Source organism: Chryseobacterium barbadense (assembly GCF_042849955.1).
In the GTDB taxonomy this organism is placed as follows: Bacteria; Bacteroidota; Bacteroidia; order Flavobacteriales; family Weeksellaceae; genus Chryseobacterium.
Window position 1 is genome coordinate 16448 of record NZ_BAAFHL010000028.1, and the last position, 20177, is coordinate 36624.

21 protein-coding genes are annotated in these 20177 nt (G+C 37.6%); 14 read left to right on the forward strand and 7 right to left on the reverse strand.

Annotated elements, in window-relative coordinates; genetic code table 11:
• Nucleotides 1-66: 66 nt before the first annotated feature.
• Entirely contained in the window at nucleotides 67-558 is a 492-nt protein-coding gene (locus ACGHIN_RS11305; protein ID WP_390453493.1) for a DinB family protein, read from the reverse strand.
• Between the two features lie 165 nt (nucleotides 559-723).
• On the opposite strand from ACGHIN_RS11305, the gene ACGHIN_RS11310 reads away from it, so the two are divergent.
• The 6 genes from ACGHIN_RS11310 to ACGHIN_RS11335 all read left to right on the forward strand — a co-directional run bounded on the left by ACGHIN_RS11310 (nucleotide 724) and on the right by ACGHIN_RS11335 (nucleotide 5932).
• Nucleotides 724-1308: a hypothetical protein gene (locus ACGHIN_RS11310; protein WP_390453495.1), complete on the forward strand. Its 585-nt coding sequence runs from the start codon at nucleotides 724-726 to the stop codon at nucleotides 1306-1308.
• A 250-nt stretch (nucleotides 1309-1558) separates the two neighbouring features.
• Nucleotides 1559-2299 (forward strand): carboxy-S-adenosyl-L-methionine synthase CmoA, encoded by a 741-nt coding sequence (gene cmoA / locus ACGHIN_RS11315; protein ID WP_390453498.1) that lies wholly within the window; start codon nucleotides 1559-1561, stop codon nucleotides 2297-2299.
• On the forward strand, nucleotides 2296-3015 hold the full coding sequence (locus tag ACGHIN_RS11320; RefSeq protein ID WP_390453500.1) for a methyltransferase family protein: 720 nt from the start codon (nucleotides 2296-2298) through the stop codon (nucleotides 3013-3015). The genes cmoA and ACGHIN_RS11320 overlap by 4 nt, the downstream gene beginning before the upstream one ends.
• 63 nt (nucleotides 3016-3078) lie before the next feature.
• On the forward strand, nucleotides 3079-3648 hold the full coding sequence (locus tag ACGHIN_RS11325) for a cob(I)yrinic acid a,c-diamide adenosyltransferase (RefSeq protein ID WP_390453503.1): 570 nt from the start codon (nucleotides 3079-3081) through the stop codon (nucleotides 3646-3648).
• Nucleotides 3638-4267 carry a thiamine diphosphokinase gene (locus tag ACGHIN_RS11330; RefSeq protein WP_390453506.1) on the forward strand — a complete coding sequence of 210 codons (630 nt, stop codon included), beginning with the start codon at nucleotides 3638-3640 and terminating at the stop codon, nucleotides 4265-4267. Before ACGHIN_RS11325 ends, ACGHIN_RS11330 begins: the two co-directional genes overlap by 11 nt.
• Nucleotides 4268-4537: 270 nt before the next feature.
• Nucleotides 4538-5932 carry a type III PLP-dependent enzyme domain-containing protein gene (locus ACGHIN_RS11335; protein WP_390453509.1) on the forward strand — a complete coding sequence of 465 codons (1395 nt, stop codon included), beginning with the start codon at nucleotides 4538-4540 and terminating at the stop codon, nucleotides 5930-5932.
• A 116-nt stretch (nucleotides 5933-6048) separates the two neighbouring features.
• Here the strand turns inward: ACGHIN_RS11335 and ACGHIN_RS11340 are convergent, their stop codons facing one another.
• Nucleotides 6049-6711, reverse strand: coding sequence for an HAD family hydrolase (locus ACGHIN_RS11340; RefSeq protein ID WP_390453512.1), 663 nt, complete (start codon nucleotides 6709-6711; stop codon nucleotides 6049-6051).
• Nucleotides 6712-6926: 215 nt separating this feature from the next.
• Between ACGHIN_RS11340 and speB the strand changes: the two genes are divergently transcribed.
• From speB to ACGHIN_RS11360, 4 genes are all read left to right on the forward strand, one after another.
• Entirely contained in the window at nucleotides 6927-7784 is an 858-nt protein-coding gene (speB, locus tag ACGHIN_RS11345) for an agmatinase (protein ID WP_390453515.1), read from the forward strand.
• A 69-nt stretch (nucleotides 7785-7853) separates the two neighbouring features.
• Nucleotides 7854-8699, forward strand: a complete 846-nt coding sequence (locus ACGHIN_RS11350; RefSeq protein ID WP_390453518.1) for a bifunctional helix-turn-helix domain-containing protein/methylated-DNA--[protein]-cysteine S-methyltransferase — start codon at nucleotides 7854-7856, stop codon at nucleotides 8697-8699.
• A gap of 98 nt (nucleotides 8700-8797) precedes the next feature.
• Nucleotides 8798-9406, forward strand: a complete 609-nt coding sequence (locus tag ACGHIN_RS11355) for an alpha-ketoglutarate-dependent dioxygenase AlkB family protein (RefSeq protein ID WP_390453548.1) — start codon at nucleotides 8798-8800, stop codon at nucleotides 9404-9406.
• Between the two features lie 210 nt (nucleotides 9407-9616).
• The gene (locus ACGHIN_RS11360; protein ID WP_390453521.1) at nucleotides 9617-9793 is read left to right on the forward strand and encodes a bacteriocin-like protein; all 177 of its coding nucleotides are present in this window, start codon (nucleotides 9617-9619) and stop codon (nucleotides 9791-9793) included.
• Nucleotides 9794-10043: 250 nt separating this feature from the next.
• Here the strand turns inward: ACGHIN_RS11360 and ACGHIN_RS11365 are convergent, their stop codons facing one another.
• The 3 genes from ACGHIN_RS11365 to ACGHIN_RS11375 form a co-directional block, all read right to left on the reverse strand.
• The gene (locus ACGHIN_RS11365) at nucleotides 10044-11903 is read right to left on the reverse strand and encodes a CocE/NonD family hydrolase (protein WP_390453524.1); all 1860 of its coding nucleotides are present in this window, start codon (nucleotides 11901-11903) and stop codon (nucleotides 10044-10046) included.
• Between the two features lie 109 nt (nucleotides 11904-12012).
• Nucleotides 12013-12432, reverse strand: coding sequence for an SH3 domain-containing protein (locus tag ACGHIN_RS11370; protein ID WP_390453527.1), 420 nt, complete (start codon nucleotides 12430-12432; stop codon nucleotides 12013-12015).
• A gap of 10 nt (nucleotides 12433-12442) precedes the next feature.
• Nucleotides 12443-12934 carry a BON domain-containing protein gene (locus tag ACGHIN_RS11375; protein WP_390453529.1) on the reverse strand — a complete coding sequence of 164 codons (492 nt, stop codon included), beginning with the start codon at nucleotides 12932-12934 and terminating at the stop codon, nucleotides 12443-12445.
• Nucleotides 12935-13154: 220 nt separating this feature from the next.
• Between ACGHIN_RS11375 and ACGHIN_RS11380 the strand changes: the two genes are divergently transcribed.
• Entirely contained in the window at nucleotides 13155-14405 is a 1251-nt protein-coding gene (locus ACGHIN_RS11380; RefSeq protein ID WP_390453532.1) for a dicarboxylate/amino acid:cation symporter, read from the forward strand.
• Nucleotides 14406-14408: 3 nt separating this feature from the next.
• The gene (locus tag ACGHIN_RS11385; protein WP_390453535.1) at nucleotides 14409-15122 is read left to right on the forward strand and encodes a phytanoyl-CoA dioxygenase family protein; all 714 of its coding nucleotides are present in this window, start codon (nucleotides 14409-14411) and stop codon (nucleotides 15120-15122) included.
• A gap of 86 nt (nucleotides 15123-15208) precedes the next feature.
• Here the strand turns inward: ACGHIN_RS11385 and ACGHIN_RS11390 are convergent, their stop codons facing one another.
• Together ACGHIN_RS11390 and ACGHIN_RS11395 are read right to left on the reverse strand one after the other, a co-directional pair.
• On the reverse strand, nucleotides 15209-18010 hold the full coding sequence (locus tag ACGHIN_RS11390; protein ID WP_390453537.1) for a GH92 family glycosyl hydrolase: 2802 nt from the start codon (nucleotides 18008-18010) through the stop codon (nucleotides 15209-15211).
• A gap of 76 nt (nucleotides 18011-18086) precedes the next feature.
• Nucleotides 18087-18542, reverse strand: a complete 456-nt coding sequence (locus tag ACGHIN_RS11395) for a hypothetical protein (RefSeq protein WP_390453540.1) — start codon at nucleotides 18540-18542, stop codon at nucleotides 18087-18089.
• 146 nt (nucleotides 18543-18688) lie between these two features.
• On the opposite strand from ACGHIN_RS11395, the gene ACGHIN_RS11400 reads away from it, so the two are divergent.
• Complete coding sequence (locus tag ACGHIN_RS11400; RefSeq protein WP_390453543.1) at nucleotides 18689-19798, forward strand: Mrp/NBP35 family ATP-binding protein; 1110 nt, start codon at nucleotides 18689-18691, stop codon at nucleotides 19796-19798.
• Nucleotides 19799-19844: 46 nt separating this feature from the next.
• On the forward strand, nucleotides 19845-20093 hold the full coding sequence (locus ACGHIN_RS11405) for a NifU family protein (RefSeq protein ID WP_121460316.1): 249 nt from the start codon (nucleotides 19845-19847) through the stop codon (nucleotides 20091-20093).
• Nucleotides 20094-20177 lie beyond the last annotated feature (84 nt).

The window sequence follows — 20177 nt, forward strand, 5'->3', positions numbered from 1 at the left end:
AACAAGCAGAAGCCTGGAAATGATAGTCAAAATTTATTTTTATGGACTTAAGCCTGAAGCGCAAGCCTAAAATCTCTCCCAGAAGAAAGGCGGTTCAATACCCAACGCTCTCAGATATACATATCCTTGTCCGCGGTGGTGGATTTCGTTATCTACAAAATATAGAATATTTTCAAACACAGGGAATTCATACTGCCCGAACAAATTAAAAGTTTCCTGGAAACGCTCTTCAGAGATCTGGTTGAAATAATGATTGATCACTTCAGTTTCTTTATCCCATCTTTCCAAAATCTCTGCTTTTGTTTTGGGAGCAAATCCTTCTTCACTATACCCTTCCATATTTCTTTCAACAATTCCCTTCAATGCAGGTCCGCCAATGCTGATCAGCTCTACCGCTAATTTTGAAAATGGTCTCATTCCGCCAACGGAAAACTCGAATAATTCTTTTTCCGGGAAAGTTTCGATGATTCTTCTGGTCAGGTTTCTGTGTCCCTGCCAATGGTTCAATAATTGCTCGGAAGTCATAAATTGTTTGGTAGCTGTGGCTGTAGTTGTCATAATTTTTTGTTTTATTTGTTAATGTTAAGACAAAGATAAGAGGGGGTAATGACAACAGTTTGTCAGTAGGATTTTGAATAAGAAAAAATATTTTTTCAATGTAAAATATCATGAAATCTTTTCCGTTTAGAAATAAAAGAAACACATAATTTTGATTCTCAGAAAATGAAGCAATACATTCTGCCGGTTATGGCAGCTCTTTCAGTACTATCATGCAATAAAATTGAAGAAAAAATAGATCAGACCGTTCAGAAAACCACTGAAGCCGTTCAGGAAAAAGCGCAGAAGGCAGTGGAAGAAACAGTGAAGAAAACGGTTGATGAATCTATCAATTCTCTCACCAATTCAAAGGATGTGCAGTTCAATGAAGTTTTTCCGGGTTCCGGTGCGTCAATAGTAACCGAAGCGAAAGGAAGGAATTTTACATTTCCTAATGGTTCAGAAGGATATATTTTCAAATATAAAGCAGACAAAGCAGCCTTACTCCCGTTTTTGGAAAACCAGCCCACTACAGACGAAAGCAGGTCTGATAAAACTGCCCGAAAGATTGATGGACAAAACATTATTGATAAAATAAGCTTTATAGAAAAATTTCTTCCGGCAAATACCATTGATACAAGTATTCTGGAAGATATTAAAACCGATAAAAATATAGAGTATTATAAATTGAAGAGATTTCCTAATAAGAGTACCATCATTTATAATCCCGGGAACCAGATAGTTTTGCAATATGTTGAGGTAGATAAATAATTTGAAAGTGGCCGGTTTTTTAACCGGTCATTTTATTTGAAGCAAAGTTTAACAAATAATTATAATTAAATCTGATGGCTTGTAAGAATATCCGGCCGTTATTTGCGTTTAATATAGCATACTAATGATAAAACACAATATGTTGAACTCACTGAATAACAGCGAAATGTTACGGGAAATTAAAGAAAGGACCTCGTAAAATTAATACTCAATTCAAAGTGTGTTCAATACTTTTGAAAAATATAAATTTATGTCAGAAGCAATTAATTCAGATCAGGTATTCAGAGAGAAACTGGAGAACCTTTCGGACTTTGAATTCAATAATAAAGTCGCCGGCGTTTTTGATGATATGGTAAGCCGTTCGGTTCCGTTTTATGACGAATTGCAACGGATGACAAGCGAATTGGCAGGAAACCATGCACAACCCGGAAGTCATGTCTACGATTTGGGATGTTCTACAGGCACCACAATGCTTTTAATGGATAAAACCGTTCAGGAAGGTATCAGGTTCATCGGGATTGATGATTCCGAAGAAATGATCCTTAAATGCAGAGAAAAGCTGGATAATTTCAAACTTAACCGTGATGTGGACCTTCAGGTAGCCGATCTTACCCAAACAGTTCCCGTACAAAATGCTTCTGTAGTAACGATGGTTTTGGTGTTACAATTTATCCGTCCCATTAATCGCCTGAATATTGTGAAAAAGATCGGTGACGGAATGGTGAAGAACGGAGTATTCATCCTTATTGAGAAAGTTCTTACGGAAGAAAAGTCATTCAACCGCGAATATATAGACTATTACTACGATTTCAAACGGAGAAACAACTACAGTGAGCTCGAAATTTCGCAAAAAAGAGAAGCGCTGGAAAATGTGCTCATTCCTTATAAAACCAGCGAAAATATCAATATGCTGCATGAAGCGGGATTTGATGAAGCGGAAGTATTTTTCAAATGGTATAATTTCACCGGTATTATTGCAAAAAAATTATGATACAGATAGGCAATTTCTTTTTTAAGTACAGGAACTTTCTTTTTATTGTCCTGTATCTGCTGTTATTTATTCCTTCACCGCCGTTATTTGGAGAAAAACTAGGTCCGGATCATTACTGGATCGCCATTATGTTAGGTCTTGGAATTACCGTTTTAGGGCAGTTGATCAGAGGCGGGACCATTGGCCTGGCTTATATTGTAAGAGGTGGAAGAGATAAAAAAGTGTATGCGGACGGATTGGTTACGGAAGGGATTTTCAATCATGTCAGAAATCCATTGTATGTAGGAAATATTTTGATGCTTTTAGGAGTAGGTGTTCTGGCGAATTCATTGATTTATACTTTTGTGGTGATGCCCGTTTTCCTTTTTATCTATCAATGCATCGTTTTAGCAGAAGAAAACTTTTTGAGAAATAAATTCGGAAATGATTTTGAAGAATATACCAGAAAAGTCCACCGGTGGATTCCCAATCTTTCAGGCTTGAATAAAACCTTTGCTTCCATGGAATTCAAATGGAAAAGATGGCTCATCAAAGAATATAATACCCAGTTTATCTGGCTGTGTGGGATTGTGTTGATCCTTCTTTTTAAATATCCTCAATTGACCAATGGCAATGATGACTTCAGAAATATTTTAGCCTTTATTTTCATTCTCATCTTTGCAGGATATTATTTCCTGATAAGATATATGAAGAAATCCGGAAGATGGGTTGCATAGTTTTAATGTAAAAACTCCTGAAAAGCTTTGTAAGCTTGGTCTGAAAAAAGTAATTTAGTAGGTATGAAAATTTATACTAAAACAGGAGACAAAGGTCAGACTGCATTATATGGGGGAACAAGAGTTTCCAAAGCCAGTGCAAGAGTAGAAAGCTATGGAAATATCGATGAGCTGAATTCATTCATAGGAATCGCCAAAAGCCATATCGAAGACGCTGAAGTGTTACAGCAACTAAAGAAAATCCAGTTCGATCTTTTTACCGTAGGATCGGAAGCTGCAACTCCGGTTGATAAATTGATGTTAGCGAACGGAAAATCACGTCTGACATTAATGATTGCTGAAACTGAAATCGAAGAGTTGGAACATTGGATGGATGCTTTTGACGAAAAACTGGAACCTCTTCAATACTTTATCCTTCCCGGAGGCGGAAAATCTGCCACTTTTCTACATGCCGCAAGAACTATTTGCAGAAGAGCGGAACGCTCATTGGTTTTTTTAAATGAATCCGAAGAAGTACGTCCGGAACTGATCAAATACCTGAACAGGCTCTCCGATTACCTTTTTGTTTTGGCAAGATATGTTTCCAAACTGAATAACGAACCAGAAGAATACTGGAACCCGAATGAAAGATAAAGCATTACTTTTCATTAATGGGGACGCTCCGAAATCTTTTCCGGATATAGAAAATTATAGCCTTATCGCCTGTACCGACGGGGCTTTTCATTACCTTAAAACCATGGGTTTTCCTTTGAACAAGCTTGATTTCATTTCCGGGGATTTTGATTCCCATTCCGGTGCCGATGAAAATATTTATGAAGAAAAATTCATTTACACACCGGACCAGGATAAAACCGATTTTCACAAAGCCCTGGAAATTATGCTGGAAAAAGAAATCCGTCATGTAGATGTTTTGGGTGGAAGCGGCGGAGAGCAGGATCATTTTCTGGGAAACCTTACCGTTGCGTATGCTTTTAAAGATCAAATGGAGATCAGATTCTATGATGAATTCTCAGAGTATTATTTCATTCCCAAAAATTTAGTCCTAAAGGATGTAAAAGATAAGATGATTTCCCTGTATCCGTTTCCGATCGTTGAAAATATTACCACAAAAGGGTTAAACTGGCCTTTGACTAATGAGAATTTAAGCATCACGGAAAGATTGGGAACACGCAACTTTGCCATTGATAATGAAGTTTCTATTGAATATGAAAAGGGAGATCTTTTGGTTTTTATCGGAGGAAATTATTTATAATGTAAAATCGCGAAAGGCTTTAGATACTTCACTTTTGTTTAGGATAACAATATCAAATATTACGCTTTTCAATTATCTATTTAACATTGTCATGCCGAGCGAAGTCGAAGCATCTGATTAAATAGTAAAAGAAACCTGAAAATCAAAGAAATATCTGCAAAAATTATAGTATTCCCAAAAAACTTTGATTCCCTCAAACTTTAAGAAAATTTTAAACTAAAAAATCAAACTTTTTTAGCAATTTTGCATTCTTAATTCACTTGCTGTAAAATGAAAATAAAATACTCGGAACTGATTGATCAGACATTATATTTTCCAACGGAAGAGTTCAATGTTTCTGAGAACAATTTGTTGTTTCATGACATTCCTTTAATGGATGTTGTTGAAAAGTTCGGTACTCCGCTAAAAATTAGCTACCTGCCGAAAATTTCTCAAAATATTCAAAAAGCGAAAGGCTGGTTTAAAGAAGCTTTTGAGAAAATCGAATATAAGAAGAATTATACCTATTGCTACTGCACAAAATCAAGTCATTTTAGATTCGTCCTTGAAGAGGCTCTTAAAAATGATATTTCCATAGAAACTTCTTCCGCATACGATATGGATATCGTGAAATCCCTTTATAACAGCGGAAAAGTAGATAAAAATATTGAGGTGATCTGTAACGGTTTCAAAACGGATGATTATCTGGCTAAAATTTCAGAGATGATCAATAACGGTTTTGAAAATATCACTCCGATTTTAGATAATTATCGTGAACTTGACAAGCTTACGGAAAGTATTGATACCACATTCGATATCGGGATCAGAATTGCTTCCGAAGAAGAACCGAAATTCGAATTCTATACCTCAAGATTAGGGATCGGATATAAAGATATTATTCCTTACTACAGTCAGAAAATTGCGGAACATCCGAATGCAAGATTGAAAATGCTTCATTTCTTCATCAATACCGGAATCAAAGACACAGCGTATTATTGGAATGAACTGTATAAATGTCTTCGTGTATATGCACGTTTGAAAAAAATCGCTCCTGAAGTAGATTCACTGAATATCGGAGGTGGTTTCCCAATTAAAACCTCTTTAAACTTCGACTACGATTACCAATACATGGTAGAAGAAATTGTGTCCCAGATCAAAAAATTCTGTGAAGAAGAAGGCGTGGAAGAACCGAATATTTATACAGAATTCGGAAGCTTTACGGTTGGAGAAAGTGGTGCGAACCTTTACAAAATTACCTCTCAAAAACGTCAGAACGACAGAGAAAAATGGAATATGATCGATTCTTCATTCATGACCACTCTTCCGGATACATGGGCAATTTCGAGACACTTCATCATGCTTCCGCTTAACCGTTGGGAAGACAGCTATGAAAGAGTTTTTCTGGGTGGATTAACTTGCGATTCAGATGATTATTATAATTCTGAACAGCATACGAATGCCATTTACCTTCCTGTTTTCAGTGATACAAAACCTTTATACATCGGTTTCTTCCATACAGGAGCTTATCAGGAAACGATCGGCGGATATGGAGGAGTTCACCACTGTCTGATGCCTCAGCCGAGACACGTATTGATCCAGAAAGATGAAAACGGAGAATTCCAGTATGAAATTTTCCGTGAAAAGCAAGAACCTGAAGATGTATTGAAACTTCTGGGTTACAAATAGAACATCCTTTGTCATTGCGAGGAGCGAAGCGACGAAGCAATCTCAAAAACAGAGATTCTTCATTTTCTTCAGAATGACAATATTAAAATAAAAAGCCATCAATTTGATGGCTTTTTTTATTGAAAATAATGGGAAATCTTATCTAACTCCAGTTCAGTATATTCTGCAACAGTAATATTGGCTAAAGAATAATCCTGTTTCTTTGAATGTTCACTTTTGTAAGCAGCACAGAAAATATTCGCTTTATGGGCTGCTAAAATTCCGTTTGTGGAATCTTCGATCACCATGCAGTTTTCATTCGGTTCATCGGCCATTTTGGCGGCCAGAAGGAAAATTTCAGGATGAGGTTTGGATTCTTTCAAATCCGCCCCGCTTATTTTTCCGCTGAAATACTTCTCCAACCCGAATTTTTCAAATACCATTTTAATGGTGGTCATGCTTGCGGAAGAAGCCACAATAAGCTTGATCCCATTCTCATAATAATGTTCGATCAGCTTTCTGACTCCCGGAATCAGATCAAAGTCGTCATCATTATAAAAGTAATCTTTAAAAAAAGTTCTTTTGATATCGGTAAGATCTTCATGGGTGTGGCTGAGATTGTACTCGCGGATCAGTGTTTCACAAACCCTTTTGGTAGAAGCTCCGGTGAAAGAAGCATACAGGTCGTCCGAAACTTCAATTTCCAACTCATTGAACATTTTATAATACGCTTTTTTATGCAAAGGTTCGGTATCTACAATCACCCCATCCATATCAAAAAGCACCGCTTGTAAGGACATACTGAAAAAATTTTTGCAAAGATAAGCATTTGAGTGATGAATTATAAGTTATGAATTATAAGTTGAATTTAAAACTTAGAACTCTAAAAAGCAGAATCAACATACACATAACTCATAACTCATCACTTATAACTTGCCCTCATCTTCCAACTTCTTTGTATCTTTGTGGCAATCTTTTAATCTTTAAATCATTTAATTTTTTAATATAACTATATATGAAAACATACGCAGGAATTCCTGAAGAAAATGCCTCGTTAGAAAATTCAAAGGTAATGTTGGTAACCGTTCCTTACGACGGAACTTCCACATGGGGAAAAGGAGCCGATAAAGGCCCTGAATTATTCCTTAATGCTTCTGAAAATATGGAACTTTATGATATTGAAACAGGAACAGAACCTTATCTGGAAGGAGTATATCTTGCCGGAGAAGTTTCTGAAAATTCCACTCCTGAAGCGATGACGGAAGCTGTTTACCAAAAAACCAAAGAACTTTTGAATAACGATGGTAAATTGTTTACTCTTTTCGGAGGAGAGCATTCTGTTTCTATCGGGTCTATCCGTGCGGTGGGTGAGAAATTTGAGAACCTGACGGTTCTTCAGCTGGATGCTCACACAGATTTACGCCCTGAATTCCACGGATCTACTTCCAATCACGCCTGTGCAGTTTTTGAAGCGAATCAGAAACATAACTTAGTACAAGTGGGAATCCGTTCTATGGACATAGAAGAAGTTGAATATTTACCGGAAGGAAGAGTATTTTTCGCCCACGAAATTGCCAATAATGAAAACTGGGTGAATGATGTGCTGGAAAAAGTTTCAGGGAATGTGTACATCACTATTGACCTTGATGCTTTTGACCCTTCTATTGCTCCGTCAACGGGAACTCCAGAGCCGGGAGGATTGCAATGGTATCCTACTTTGGAACTATTAAGAAAAGTATTTGAAAAATGTAATGTAGTAGCATTTGATATTGTAGAATTAATGGATTCTCCGATGGCAAAACCAAGTGCATTCCTTGCTGCGAAGTTATATTACAAAATGCTTGCTTACTATCATATTTATAACAACAACTAAAATTCCGCAAGAATCGGATTTTTTCTGCTGCGTATTCTTTGGAAATTTGTGAGGTAAAATAGAACGAAAATGTCCACACAAAGTCAGATAGATTATAACAGAATTGCCAAAGCGATAGAGTATATCCAGAGCAATTTCAGGCTTCAGCCAAGTTTGGATGAAGTGGCGGAGAAAATTCATTTGAGTCCGGCTCATTTCCAGAAGATATTCACAGATTGGGCAGGAACAAGTCCTAAGAAGTTTTTGCAGTTCATCAGTCTTGAGCATGCTAAAAGCTTATTGAAGGAAGAGAAAGCGAGTTTATTTGATACTGCTTACGAGACAGGATTGTCAAGTACAAGCCGATTGCACGATCTGTTTGTGAAAATTGAAGGAATGTCTCCGGCAGAATATAAAAACGGCGGAAAAAGCCTTAGGATTAATTATACTTTTTCCGAAAGCCCTTTTGGAAAAGTAATTGCAGCTTCTACTGAAAAAGGAATCTGTTATATGGCTTTCGAAGAAGATATGGAAAAAGCATTGGGAGATTTGAAACAAAAATTCCCCAATGCTACTTTTTTTGAAAAGAGGGATGAGCTCCAGGAAAATGCGTTGTCCATTTTTAATAAGGACTGGACAAGCCTGAATACCATTAAACTGCATTTAAAAGGAACTGATTTCCAGCTTAAAGTCTGGGAAAGCTTATTGACCATCCCTAAAGGAAAATTATCTACCTATGGTAATCTGGCAGGTAAAATCGGAAATCCGGGAGCATCAAGAGCTGTCGGAACGGCGATCGGCAGTAATCCTGTTGCGTTTCTGATTCCTTGTCACCGGGTGATTCAATCTTCCGGACATATTGGAGGATACCGATGGGGAAGTGAGAGAAAGAAACTTATAGTGGGCTGGGAAAGCTCACAGGTATATCAGAAATAGGAACGAGCTTTATTCTGTTTAACAATATAAAAATCATGGCTTCGGCCGAAACGTATTATTCTTAACTTCTACTTCAACTTAAAATGTAATAGAAAATGATGAGCTTATTTGAAGATATCTCGGATTTCCCGGTCAACATGCTTCCCCACGACGGAACCGTTCATTATTACGGCAAGGTTTTCACCAAAGAAAAATCGGATTTTTATTATGATTATTTATTCAATCAGATTCCATGGGAAAATGATGAAGCAGTGATCTTCGGGAAACTGATTTTAACGAAGAGAAAAGTAGCCTGGTTTGGAGAAGAAAAGTTTGAATACACCTATTCCAACCGTACCAAACATGCAAAACCCTGGACTCCCGAACTGCTGGAATTGAAACGGAAATGCGAAGAAATTTCAGGAGAAACCTACAATTCCTGCCTTTTGAATCTGTATCATGACGGAAGTGAAGGAATGGCTTATCACAGCGACGGGGAAAAAGATTTGAAAAAGCATGGCGCAATTGCTTCTTTGACTTTTGGAGCTGAAAGAAAGTTTCTATTCAAACATAAGCAAACCAAGGAAAAAGTGGAAATATTCCTTGAAAACGGAAGTTTATTGGTCATGAAAGGAATAACACAGGATCACTGGCTTCACAGGCTTCCACCGACTACTAAAGTGAAAACTCCACGAGTAAACCTTACATTCAGAACGATTGAAGAGTAATTTTTAGCAATAGTTTATCATTAATAGTTTTTAGTTGAGCATCGCAATGTGTTTTTGTTTTTCCTTGTATTGTAAGATTATATGTCCCGGTATTCCTCTTTTGTTATAGAGTTGAAATTTATATCATAGTGATGTGATACTAAAAAATAATATATTTGAAGGAGCGGTATCCGAAAAGCTTATAGAGTAGGAGACATAAAAAAATATTATATGAAAAACTTAAAAAAAATTTCAAGAGAAAAATTGAAATCCGTTAAGGGAGGAGGTTTTATAAACGATTGTAAAGGGAAAGAAGAGGGAGCTTTTTGTGACTGGATTAGCGCATCCGGATATGGAACAGGTACTTGTGATGGGTCAGGTAGTATTTCAGGATGTATACCAGATTAATTTTTAGTGCCTATGGAATACCAAACGGTATAGGTATATAAAAAATCATGGTGACTGCATGTAAAGTCACCATTTCTATTATTATTTGAACCCGGAAGGAGGAAATCATCGTCAGTTCGAGTGTTTTTCGCAATGAAATGGAGAAAAATGTATCGAGAACTGGTCATACATTCTCGATACAATTTTTTTCAAAAATTTACTCGAAGTGACGCCGGATTGTGTATAAAGCTCTTATCCCGAATTAAATTTCTTATTTCAAAATATCAGCTTCTATCGAACTGTCATTAAATATTCTGATAAATGCCTTCGTATAATCCTCCTTCGTAGCAAAATTCGGATTATCCATAAATTTTTGCGGATTGATTGCGAATAGCGGGAACCATGTTGAGCTGATTTGAATCTGGATTCTATGTCCTTTTTTAAAAGTATGAACCACATCCTGTAGTCTGAAGTTCACCGCCGTTTTCTGATTAGGAACCAAAGCTTCGCCTTTTTCTCTCGAATTTCTAAATCTTGCAGGCATAATTTCACTTCTTACCATCTGATGGTAATTTCCATAGATTACACCATCTTTCTTTTGAGCGGGTTTAAAATCTTCCGGGTAAACATCAATTAATTTTACAGCGAAATCAGCATCCGTGGAAGTGGAAGCAATATTTAATTTAGCCATAATTTCTCCGGCGAAAGTAATGTCCTCCGTTAAAACATCCGTGGTGAAGGTCAAAACATCCGGTCTTCCTTCGGCAAATCTCTGGTCTTCCGACATATAATTTTTCGGAGTGAATCCATTGAAATCTTTCAAATTATCGGAACTCAATACCGGATTATTCGGATCACTATAATATTCTGAAAAACCTTGTCCGGCAGCATTGTTCAACGTTCCTTTAGCCAGATAGAAACTGATTTTCTTGCTTTCTTTTGACGGGTAAGTAGCAAATTCGCGCCATTGTTTTGCACCTGTATCGTACATCAAGGCTTCCGGTAACCCTGCATCCTGTTTGGTATTTCCTTTTAGATAATGATTGAAGAATTTCGTTTCTACATTTTTCTGATAATATGTCGCAATACTGTCTCCGAAATATACCTGATTATGGAAATGTTTTCCCTGTTCCTGCGCCCATGCTCCATGAGAAAAAGGTCCCATTACAATGGTATTCTTAGCTTTTGGGCTTGTCTTTTCAATGGTTTTATAAATATTCAAAGGACCGGACAGATCTTCTGCATCAAACCATCCGCCAACAGTCATTACCGCATGATTCACGTTTTTCAGGTGCGGTAAAAGGTTTCTTTTCTGCCAGAATTCATCATAATTCGGGTGATTCATAATTTCGGTCATGAAGAAATTATTCTTATAATATTTTTCATATCCGTCTTTTAATGTACCCATATCCCTGTAGAATTTCAGGCCGTCTTCCGACGATACCTTGATCATGGAATCGGTGTACCATGCTTTATTTTCCGGTTTTGTTTTCTGTACTCCGAAAACAGGAAAAGTTCTGAAATATCCGAGCATAAATCTTCCGTTATGAAGAAAATCATCATTCCAGAAATCCGAAATAGGAGCTTGTGGAGAAGAAGCGACTAAAGCCGGATGTTGCGCCAGAATTCCGGCAGCTGTATAAAATCCGGGATAGGAAGTCCCGTACTGGCCAACTTTTCCATTGTTGTTTTTGATATTTTTTAATAACCATTCAATGGTATCATAAGTGTCCGTACTTTCGTCTACACTGGTCTTACCTTTACGTTCTACCTGTGGGGTCATATTGGTAAATGTACCCTCACTCATATATCTGCCGCGAACATCCTGGAAAACGAAAATATACTTGTCGTTCATCAGATATTTATTAGGTCCCAGCTTGGTTTTATATTCATTTTCACCGTAAGGCGCAATGCTGTAGCAGGTTCTCTGCATCAGAAAAGGGTATTTGTTTTTGTTGGAAATATCCTTTGGAATGTACACTGCTGTGAAAAGCTTAACACCATCACGCATTGTGATATAAACTTCCTGTTTGGTGAAGTTGTCTTTTACAAAAGTGTCTTGTTGCTGAGTGTTTTGGGCATAACCTGCAATGAAAAAGAAAATAGACAGAATGAGTATATGGGGCTTCATAAATTTAATTTGAAGCTAATTTAACAATAAAATATTTTTTGAACGGTGTGGAAATAAAAAATGACCGGAAATCCCGGTCATTTACATTATTATGTGTTGTTCTTAAAACTTACGCTCTCAAATATCTTGAATACGCATAGCCTTCCTGTCCGTCTTCAGTTTTCACTTTCCACCAGTCATCAGAAGTTTGCTCAATTAATGTTACAGAAGAACCTTTTGCAGCTTTACCCACAACAGCAGCTTCAGTAGAAGGCTCCTGTCTGATGTTCAGATTAGAATCTTCAGTAGCTACCGTAAGAGCGGCTCCCGAAGCAAGACCTGCAACCTGTACATCAATGTTGATATCAGAAGCTGAATAGGTAGAGTCAATAGCTCCTAAAGCATTCCATACTGCATCTTTTGAAGCTGTGCTAGAAGCACTTCCTGAAATATAAAGGATACCATCCTGCTCCTGAACATTAAGATTTGAAATCCCTGCAGATTGAGCTGCAGAAACTACGCTTGAATACTTATCTTGTAATGTGCTCATTTCTAATTAATTATTTTACAGTGTAGTTATAATTTACTTTTCCGACTTTCAAAGCATCAACAGATTCTTTGATTTTTCTTGCCTGCTGAGGAGACACATTTCCTGTAAGCGTTAATTCTCCATTTACCACTTCTACTTTTACAGAAGGGAAATCTTTCACAGCATCCTGAACTTTTTGCTGAATCGCAGGATCTACTGCCGAAGTAGTATCAACCGGTGCAGCAGCCGGAGCCGGAGCAGCGATAGTTGACATATCCATAACGTCTTTTACACCATTGATAGCTTTTAACTGAGCAATCATTGCATCTTTTGAAGCCTGATCTGCAAAAGTTCCGCTTAAGTGGGCAACACCGTCTTTTACCTCAACAGAAGCATTAGGATTAGATGTTACTACAGTTGTAGCCTGAGTTTGAAGATCCGCATCAGAAACTTTCTTTTTACAAGAAACCGATCCAAATGACACAGCTACAGCCAATGCAGCCATTGCGATAGTTTTTTTCATAGTTGTATGTTTATTTAATGTTTAATACAATCAAATGTAATAATAAAATTTATACCAAATGAATAAAAATTAGATAAATATTTCTTAATTTTTTTTCAATATTTTCAGAATCAGGCTGTTAATTTTAATGTATCGAAAATGTAACATAAATTTAATCTCAACGAAGAAATTCTATACCTCAAATGAAAAACATTATATTTGTGGCACTTGAACTATTTATATGAAAGGACAAAATAAACTTTTTATAGCAATTATCATTGCTCTTATTCTGGGAGTTGGAATCGGAGGATTTGTACACATACAATATCCGGAAAGCGCAGAACCCTTTTCTAAAAACATAAAACTCCTGGGAACCATCTTTATCCGTTTGGTTCAGATGATTATTGCCCCCTTGGTATTTACCACATTGGTAGTGGGAATTGCCAAAATGAGCGATATCAAAATGATAGGCAGAGTAGGAACAAAAGCAATGCTATGGTTTATTTCAGCCTCTTTGGTTTCCCTTTTTATCGGGTTGGTCCTTGTGAATTGGCTTGAGCCGGGCCACGTAACCAAATTACCGATTCAGGATGCTGCTTCTGCCGAAGAGCTTTTGAAGAGCAGTAAAGGCTTTTCACTGGAAGATTTTGTAAAACATGTGATTCCTAAAAGTGTATTTGAAGCTTTTGCGACCAATGAAGTATTGCAGATTGTAGTCTTTTCCATTATGTTCGGGATTGCACTGGCCAATCTGGGGGATGAGTATGCTCAGCCGGTTATTAAATTACTTGACGTTATTGCTCATGGTATTCTTAAAATGGTAGGATATATCATGTGGTTTGCCCCGCTTGGAGTATTGGGGGCCATTGCGGCAGTGGTTGCTACCAACGGATTTGAAATATTTAAGGTGTATGCCATTTATTTAAGGGATTTCTTTTTTGCCTTAGGTATTCTTTGGCTGGTATTATTATTGGTGGGTTACCTTATTTTAGGAAACCGTCTTTTCGAACTCTTGAAAAGAATTAAAGAACCATTACTGATTGCTTTTTCTACAACAAGTTCCGAAGCTGTTTTTCCGAAACTGGTGGAAGAGCTGGAAAGGTTCGGATGTAATAACAGGGTGGTTTCTTTTATTTTACCATTAGGATATTCATTCAATCTGGACGGAAGTATGATGTATATGACGTTTGCTTCTATTTTCATTGCACAGATTTACGGAATTGAAATGAGCGTAGGGCAGCAAATCACCATGCTTTTGGTTCTGATGTTAACGTCAAAAGGAATTGCAGGGGTTCCAAGAGCTTCACTGGTTATCATTGTAGCAACCTGTTCGATGTTCGGTATTCCGCCGGAAGGGATTGCTTTGATCTTACCGATCGACCACTTCTGTGATATGGGAAGAAGTATGACCAATGTGCTAGGAAATGCATTAGCCACTTCAGCTGTTTCCAAATGGGAAGGAGAGCTTGAAGATCATGGCGGAAAAATGTAATTTATGAATTTACAGGTTCATAAAAATCATATTCTCGAAAACGGATTTACAATAATCAATACTATCTTTTCAGATAATGAACTTGAAAAGATAGATGAGATTTTAAAGAATATTGATGCTTCCAATGAAAATTTCAGACAGTCTGAGGACTTATTTGCAATAAGGCAGTTTTTAAAAGAAATTCCGGAGATCAGTGATCTGGTATTTAATAATAACATGAAAGCCATTATTCATGAAATTTTCGGAGAAAAATATTTGGCTGTAAAAAGTATCTATTTCGATAAACCTGAAAAATCGAATTGGTATGTTGCTTATCACCAGGATTTGACCATCTCTGTCGACAAAAAGGTAGAGCTTAAAGGTTTTGGTCCATGGACGACCAAGCAAAATCAGTTTGCTGTTCAACCTCCTTTGTCTATACTGGAAAATATTTACACAATAAGAATTCATTTAGATGATACCGATGAAAAGAATGGAGCATTAAAAGTTATTCCAAAATCCCATTCTAAAGGTATTTATAGGCCGGAGACTATTGACCGGAGTATAGAGACCGAAGAAATCTGTAAGGTAGAAAGAGGAGGAGTGATGATAATGAAACCTCTTATTCTTCACGGTTCAAACAGAACAACCAATGGAAAGAAAAGGCGGGTCATTCACATTGAGTTTTCTGATTTGGAGCTTCCTGACGGCTTAAACTGGTCTGAAAGATTAAATTAGAAATGTCATGCTGAGCGAAGCCGAAGCATCTTAACAAAATAAAACCTCCGAGCTATCGGAGGTTTTTTTATATAAATATATTACAGCTATTTCAAAGAAATTTCATCAATGAAGATATAAGAATCTCCACCTGCACCTTGGTGCCATTCCGGAAGTTTTCCAAAGAAATAGGCTTTAACTTTTAAGAACCTTGCTTCAGTAGGAAGGATCTCAGTAGAGAAATTTTTGATTTGAACTTTTTCATCTTTTGGGTCTATGGTATTATCAATAGTTTTCAGGAGAACATAATCTTTACCATTCATAGATGCATAATATTCCACTTTCTTAGGCATTAAGATCCAGGCTCTGCTGTCCTGAAGATAGGTAGAAGATAATTGGGTGATTTCCTGAGGCGACTGCATATCGATGATCGCTTCAAAGTTTTGCCCCTGGTATCCCTGCCATTCTCCTTTTCTCCAATTTACACTACCATTAATACCATCAATAAGTGCTAATTTGCCTCCTGCGGTATATTGTGGGTTAACATTAGAATGTACAGTGATATCCCAGTGGTTCGGCCTTCTGTTGAAGCTGGCGGTGGTCACAGAACTTTTTTCGCCTTTTCTTTCAGCGTAAGCGGAAACCTGAGTGGTCTTATAAATATTGAAAGGTTCTTTATAGACTTTGAAAGTCTTTCTTACATTCACATCACCTTCATCTAAGGTCATATAATAGATTTTATCGCCCGGATTCAGAGGAGTGATCTCAACTTTCGTAGAGAAATCGAATAATCTATCTGCTGCAATAACCGGAGAGGCAGTCAGTTCAGGATATTTGAAATCTTTGGCAGGTTTTATATTTTCAAAGCCCAGCTTTTTAAGCTCTGCCTTGCTTGTGTTTTTAGTAATAACTCTTGTGGTTCCGTCTTCCAGATGAAGTTTTATTTCATCAAAATACGGCGTTATGGTTTCCCATTCCGGCTTTCCGGGAGTAACAGAATAAATTCCCATGGAGCTTAGGATATACCATGCGCTCATCTGTCCGCAATCTTCATTTCCAATCAGTCCGTCCGGAGTGTTTTTATAGAAATGATCAAGAATATATTTGATTTTCTCTTCCGTTTTCTGAGGTTTGTCTACAAAATTGTACAGATAAGCAATGTGATGGCTAGGTTCATTTCCCTGGGCGTATTGTCCCATTAATCCGGTAATATCAGCCTGTTCTCTTCCTGTTGTTTTTTCCGGAGCTGAAAAAATGGCATCAATGAACTGCTCAAATTTCTCTTTTCCTCCGTGAGCGGCAATTAAACCTGGAATATCCTGTTGCACAGAATAAGAATAATGCCAGGAATTCCCTTCTGTATAATTGTTATTCACTTCTCTCGGCTCGAAAGGTTCATACCAGTTTCCGTTCTTTCTTGGCTGCATAAAGCCGTTTTGCGGATTATAAAGATTTTTCCAGCTTTGAGAACGTTTCATAAAATACTGGTAATCTTCTTTTTTGCCTAAAATTTTAGCCATCTGAGCGATACACCAGTCATCATATGCATATTCCACTGTTTTGGAAACACTTTCATGCTCATCATCAATGCTGATGTAATTGTTCTGTTTATAGGCGTTGAGTCCGAAAATATCCAGCATGGCAGAATTTTTGGCGGCTTCGAATGCCTTTTCATAATCAAAGCCGGTAATTCCTTTGGCCATCGCATCGGCAATGACGGAAACGGAGTGATACCCGATCATACATTCGGTTTCATTAGAAGCCAGCTCCCAAACCGGAAGCTTTCCGCCCTGTTCATATTGCCTGATGAACGTATTGATAAAATCTGTCGTTCTTTTTCTGTCGATCAGCGTCATCAGAGGATGCGCTGCCCTGAATGTATCCCAAAGCGAGAATACGGAATAGTATCCGAAATTATTAGCCGTATAGAGCTTGTTATCTCTGCCTCTGTATTTTCCATCGACATCCATATTGATGTTCGGTTGCGTGAAAACGTGATACAGTGCGGTGTAGAAAACCGTTAATTTATCTTTATCATCAGACTTTACCTCAATTTTTGAAAGTTCTTTATCCCATGCGTTCGCAGCCTGTGCTTTTATAGACTCAAAGTCATTAGATTTACCTTCAGCAAACATATTTTTAGCGGCGCCTTCATAGGTAGTAGGCGAAATGGCTACTTTTACATTGATCTTTTCCCCTTTTTTGACGGAAGTGGAAAAAGCCAATGCTAATTGAGTTCCTGTATAAAAATTGTTTTCCTGCTTTCCGTTCACGTTCTTTTTTGAAATTTTCATCGGTTTGGAAAACTCAATTCTTGCATAGATATATTGGTTGGTTGCCCAAGCTTCGCTTCTTCTGAACACCTCAATGGTTTTATCATCAATGATCCTTACTTCACCTTCCAGTAATTTATCCCTGTGGTTTAGATCCAGGATGATATTTGCATTTCCTGCATTGTTGAAAATATACTCGTGATAACCCACTCTTGTAGTTGTAGTCAAACGAACATCAATATTGTTTTTATCTAATTTCACGGAATAAAATCCTGCCGAAGCCTTTTCATTTTTATGCGAAAATTTGGAAGAATATTCTTTGTTATTCAGGCTTGGATTTCCCATTGTAGGCATCAGCATAATATCGCCGTAATCTGAAACACCCGTTCCGTTCAGGTGGGTGTGAGAAAAACCATAAATAACCGAATCTGAATAATGATAACCGCTGCATCCGTCCCAGCTTCCGTCAATTCTTGTGTCCGGGGACAATTGAACCATTCCGAAAGGAACGATAGCTCCGGGAAAAGTGTGACCGTGGCCGCCGGTTCCAATAAATGGGTTAACGTACTGAGAATAGTTTTGAGAATAAAAGATTTGGGTAATGAATAAAGAAACTAAAATTAATTTGTTTTTCATGTAATAATTTTATGACAGCGAATATAAGCAAATAACGGGTCAGAAAGGAAGCCTTTTTATATCACAACCTTTAGGATCAGACTTCTCCTTCAAAGAAATCCTGTAAATAATCCAGCTTGTTATTTTCCGCTCTTGCGGTTCCTAAAAATGTTTTCCATGCCCTTGATTCGTGATAAACGATTCCCATTTCCCAGACACAATATGTAGGAAGATGAACTTTATTTCTGTCCCAGACTTCAAAATTTCCTGAGCCATCAAAATAGACACTTTCCCACAATTCATTCTCACTTCTCCATGTGCAGACCAATAGCAGGTAATTTTCTTCACAGCGGTGCATGATGACAAATCCCAGGTCATCAATATCCTGAAAATTTTCTGAAGCCTTTTCTATGCAGGTTTTGGCCTTGTCGATATCAGATTGCATGATATTTTCAGGATCTTTTGCCAGGTGATACCATTTGAACCTGGTATTTCCGACGGTAAAAATTCCTTGGGGAGAAGCATATTTAGATAGATAAGCGGTGGAGTTCATGTTGTAGGTTTTTAATAAGTTAAAGTAATGACATGGAAATAAATATAAGAAATTATAGTGATGCGATTTATCACCTGAGGTTATAGATTTTATTGATTCTAAATTGTCGAAAAAATCCGTAAATTTGTAGACATTTATTTTAGTTTATGTTGACGAAAGAAAAGGTTCAGAATTTCCTTAAAGAGATAGAAGTTGATGATTTAGTGAATAATCTTCAGATCATGGGTGATGATGTGTATATTGATATGACGGCACATTCACCGGCAATGCACGAAAAGAAAAAACTGGAAGCGGCGATGAAGCAGGCTTTTGCCAGTGAGTTCGGAGAGCATGTTCAGTTGAAGCTTAAAATTGCTTCTCCGGAACCAAGCGAAATTCAGCAAAGCCAGATCAAAGGAAAACAAATCCCGGGAATTCAAAATATTATTGCCATTGCTTCCGGAAAAGGAGGGGTAGGAAAATCTACGGTATCTGCAAATATGGCAGTTACTTTAGCGAAAATGGGCTTCAAAGTAGGATTATTGGATGCGGATATTTACGGCCCGTCTGTTCCTACCATGTTTGATACGGAAGGCCAGAAACCGATTTCAGTAGAAGTGGGCGGAAAGAACCTGATGAAGCCGATTGAAAATTATGGAGTAAAAATGCTTTCCATAGGTTATTTTTCTGGAGCCAACCAAGCGGTGGTATGGAGAGGCCCGATGGCTTCAAAAGCATTGAACCAGATGATCAGGGATGCAGCATGGGGTGAATTGGATTTCTTGTTGATCGATCTTCCTCCGGGAACAGGTGATATTCATTTATCCATCATTCAGGAAGTTCCCGTAACGGGTGCGGTGATCGTAAGTACACCTCAACATGTAGCCCTGGCAGACGTTAGAAAAGGAATCGCGATGTTCCAGATGGAAAGTATTAACATTCCGGTTCTTGGATTAATCGAAAATATGGCGTACTTTACACCGGAAGAATTACCGGACAATAAATATTATATCTTTGGAAACCAGGGAGCGCAATATTTGGCTGAAGATCTTGGAATTCCTGTACTGGGAGAGATTCCGTTGATCCAAAGCATCAGAGAAGCTGGAGACGTAGGAAGACCGGCCGCTTTGCAGGAAAATTCTAAAATTGCAGATATCTATACGGAGACGGCTAGAAAAATGGTAGAAAGCCTGGTGGAAAGAAATAAAAATCTTCCTCCTACAGAAGCGGTAAAAATTACAACAATGGCGGGATGTTCGCCGAAAGCTAAAAAGTAAAATCATTCAATAAGATTTGAAAAAACCGAATTGAACAGAAAAAAATATGGAAACAAACATAACACACGAAGATACAGTAACAAGAGTAATGGAAGCTCTGGATAGCATCCGGCCGTTCCTGAATAAGGATGGTGGAGATATCGAGCTTATCGATGTGAAGGATAATCAGGTTTTTGTAAAGCTGTTAGGAAACTGTTCCGGGTGCTCACTGAATTTTTCGACCCTGAAACTGGGTGTTGAAAATACCATTAAGCAACACGCTCCGGAAATTGAAAAAGTAATAAGCGTAGAGTAAAAAATAACACGATATATTTTTTGAGACAGGTTTTAAGCCTGTCTTTTTTTGTTATCCTTAAAATTGGGTTGCGGCAAGCGAAGC

Excerpts from the sequence above, each read along its gene's own strand:
- ACGHIN_RS11395 (WP_390453540.1), bottom strand. The coding sequence starts at position 18,542 with ATGAACTCCACCGCTTATCTATCTAAATATGCTTCTCCCCAAGGAATT.
- ACGHIN_RS11330 (WP_390453506.1), top strand. The coding sequence starts at position 3,638 with ATGAAAGATAAAGCATTACTTTTCATTAATGGGGACGCTCCGAAATCT.
- ACGHIN_RS11360 (WP_390453521.1), top strand. The coding sequence starts at position 9,617 with ATGAAAAACTTAAAAAAAATTTCAAGAGAAAAATTGAAATCCGTTAAG.
- ACGHIN_RS11355 (WP_390453548.1), top strand. The coding sequence starts at position 8,798 with ATGAGCTTATTTGAAGATATCTCGGATTTCCCGGTCAACATGCTTCCC.
- ACGHIN_RS11375 (WP_390453529.1), bottom strand. The coding sequence starts at position 12,934 with ATGAAAAAAACTATCGCAATGGCTGCATTGGCTGTAGCTGTGTCATTT.
- ACGHIN_RS11320 (WP_390453500.1), top strand. The coding sequence starts at position 2,296 with ATGATACAGATAGGCAATTTCTTTTTTAAGTACAGGAACTTTCTTTTT.
- cmoA (WP_390453498.1), top strand. The coding sequence starts at position 1,559 with ATGTCAGAAGCAATTAATTCAGATCAGGTATTCAGAGAGAAACTGGAG.
- ACGHIN_RS11350 (WP_390453518.1), top strand. The coding sequence starts at position 7,854 with ATGTCCACACAAAGTCAGATAGATTATAACAGAATTGCCAAAGCGATA.
- ACGHIN_RS11335 (WP_390453509.1), top strand. The coding sequence starts at position 4,538 with ATGAAAATAAAATACTCGGAACTGATTGATCAGACATTATATTTTCCA.
- ACGHIN_RS11365 (WP_390453524.1), bottom strand. The coding sequence starts at position 11,903 with ATGAAGCCCCATATACTCATTCTGTCTATTTTCTTTTTCATTGCAGGT.
- ACGHIN_RS11310 (WP_390453495.1), top strand. The coding sequence starts at position 724 with ATGAAGCAATACATTCTGCCGGTTATGGCAGCTCTTTCAGTACTATCA.
- ACGHIN_RS11370 (WP_390453527.1), bottom strand. The coding sequence starts at position 12,432 with ATGAGCACATTACAAGATAAGTATTCAAGCGTAGTTTCTGCAGCTCAA.
- ACGHIN_RS11325 (WP_390453503.1), top strand. The coding sequence starts at position 3,079 with ATGAAAATTTATACTAAAACAGGAGACAAAGGTCAGACTGCATTATAT.
- ACGHIN_RS11405 (WP_121460316.1), top strand. The coding sequence starts at position 19,845 with ATGGAAACAAACATAACACACGAAGATACAGTAACAAGAGTAATGGAA.
- ACGHIN_RS11305 (WP_390453493.1), bottom strand. The coding sequence starts at position 558 with ATGACAACTACAGCCACAGCTACCAAACAATTTATGACTTCCGAGCAA.
- ACGHIN_RS11400 (WP_390453543.1), top strand. The coding sequence starts at position 18,689 with ATGTTGACGAAAGAAAAGGTTCAGAATTTCCTTAAAGAGATAGAAGTT.
- ACGHIN_RS11380 (WP_390453532.1), top strand. The coding sequence starts at position 13,155 with ATGAAAGGACAAAATAAACTTTTTATAGCAATTATCATTGCTCTTATT.
- ACGHIN_RS11385 (WP_390453535.1), top strand. The coding sequence starts at position 14,409 with ATGAATTTACAGGTTCATAAAAATCATATTCTCGAAAACGGATTTACA.
- speB (WP_390453515.1), top strand. The coding sequence starts at position 6,927 with ATGAAAACATACGCAGGAATTCCTGAAGAAAATGCCTCGTTAGAAAAT.
- ACGHIN_RS11340 (WP_390453512.1), bottom strand. The coding sequence starts at position 6,711 with ATGTCCTTACAAGCGGTGCTTTTTGATATGGATGGGGTGATTGTAGAT.
- ACGHIN_RS11390 (WP_390453537.1), bottom strand. The coding sequence starts at position 18,010 with ATGAAAAACAAATTAATTTTAGTTTCTTTATTCATTACCCAAATCTTT.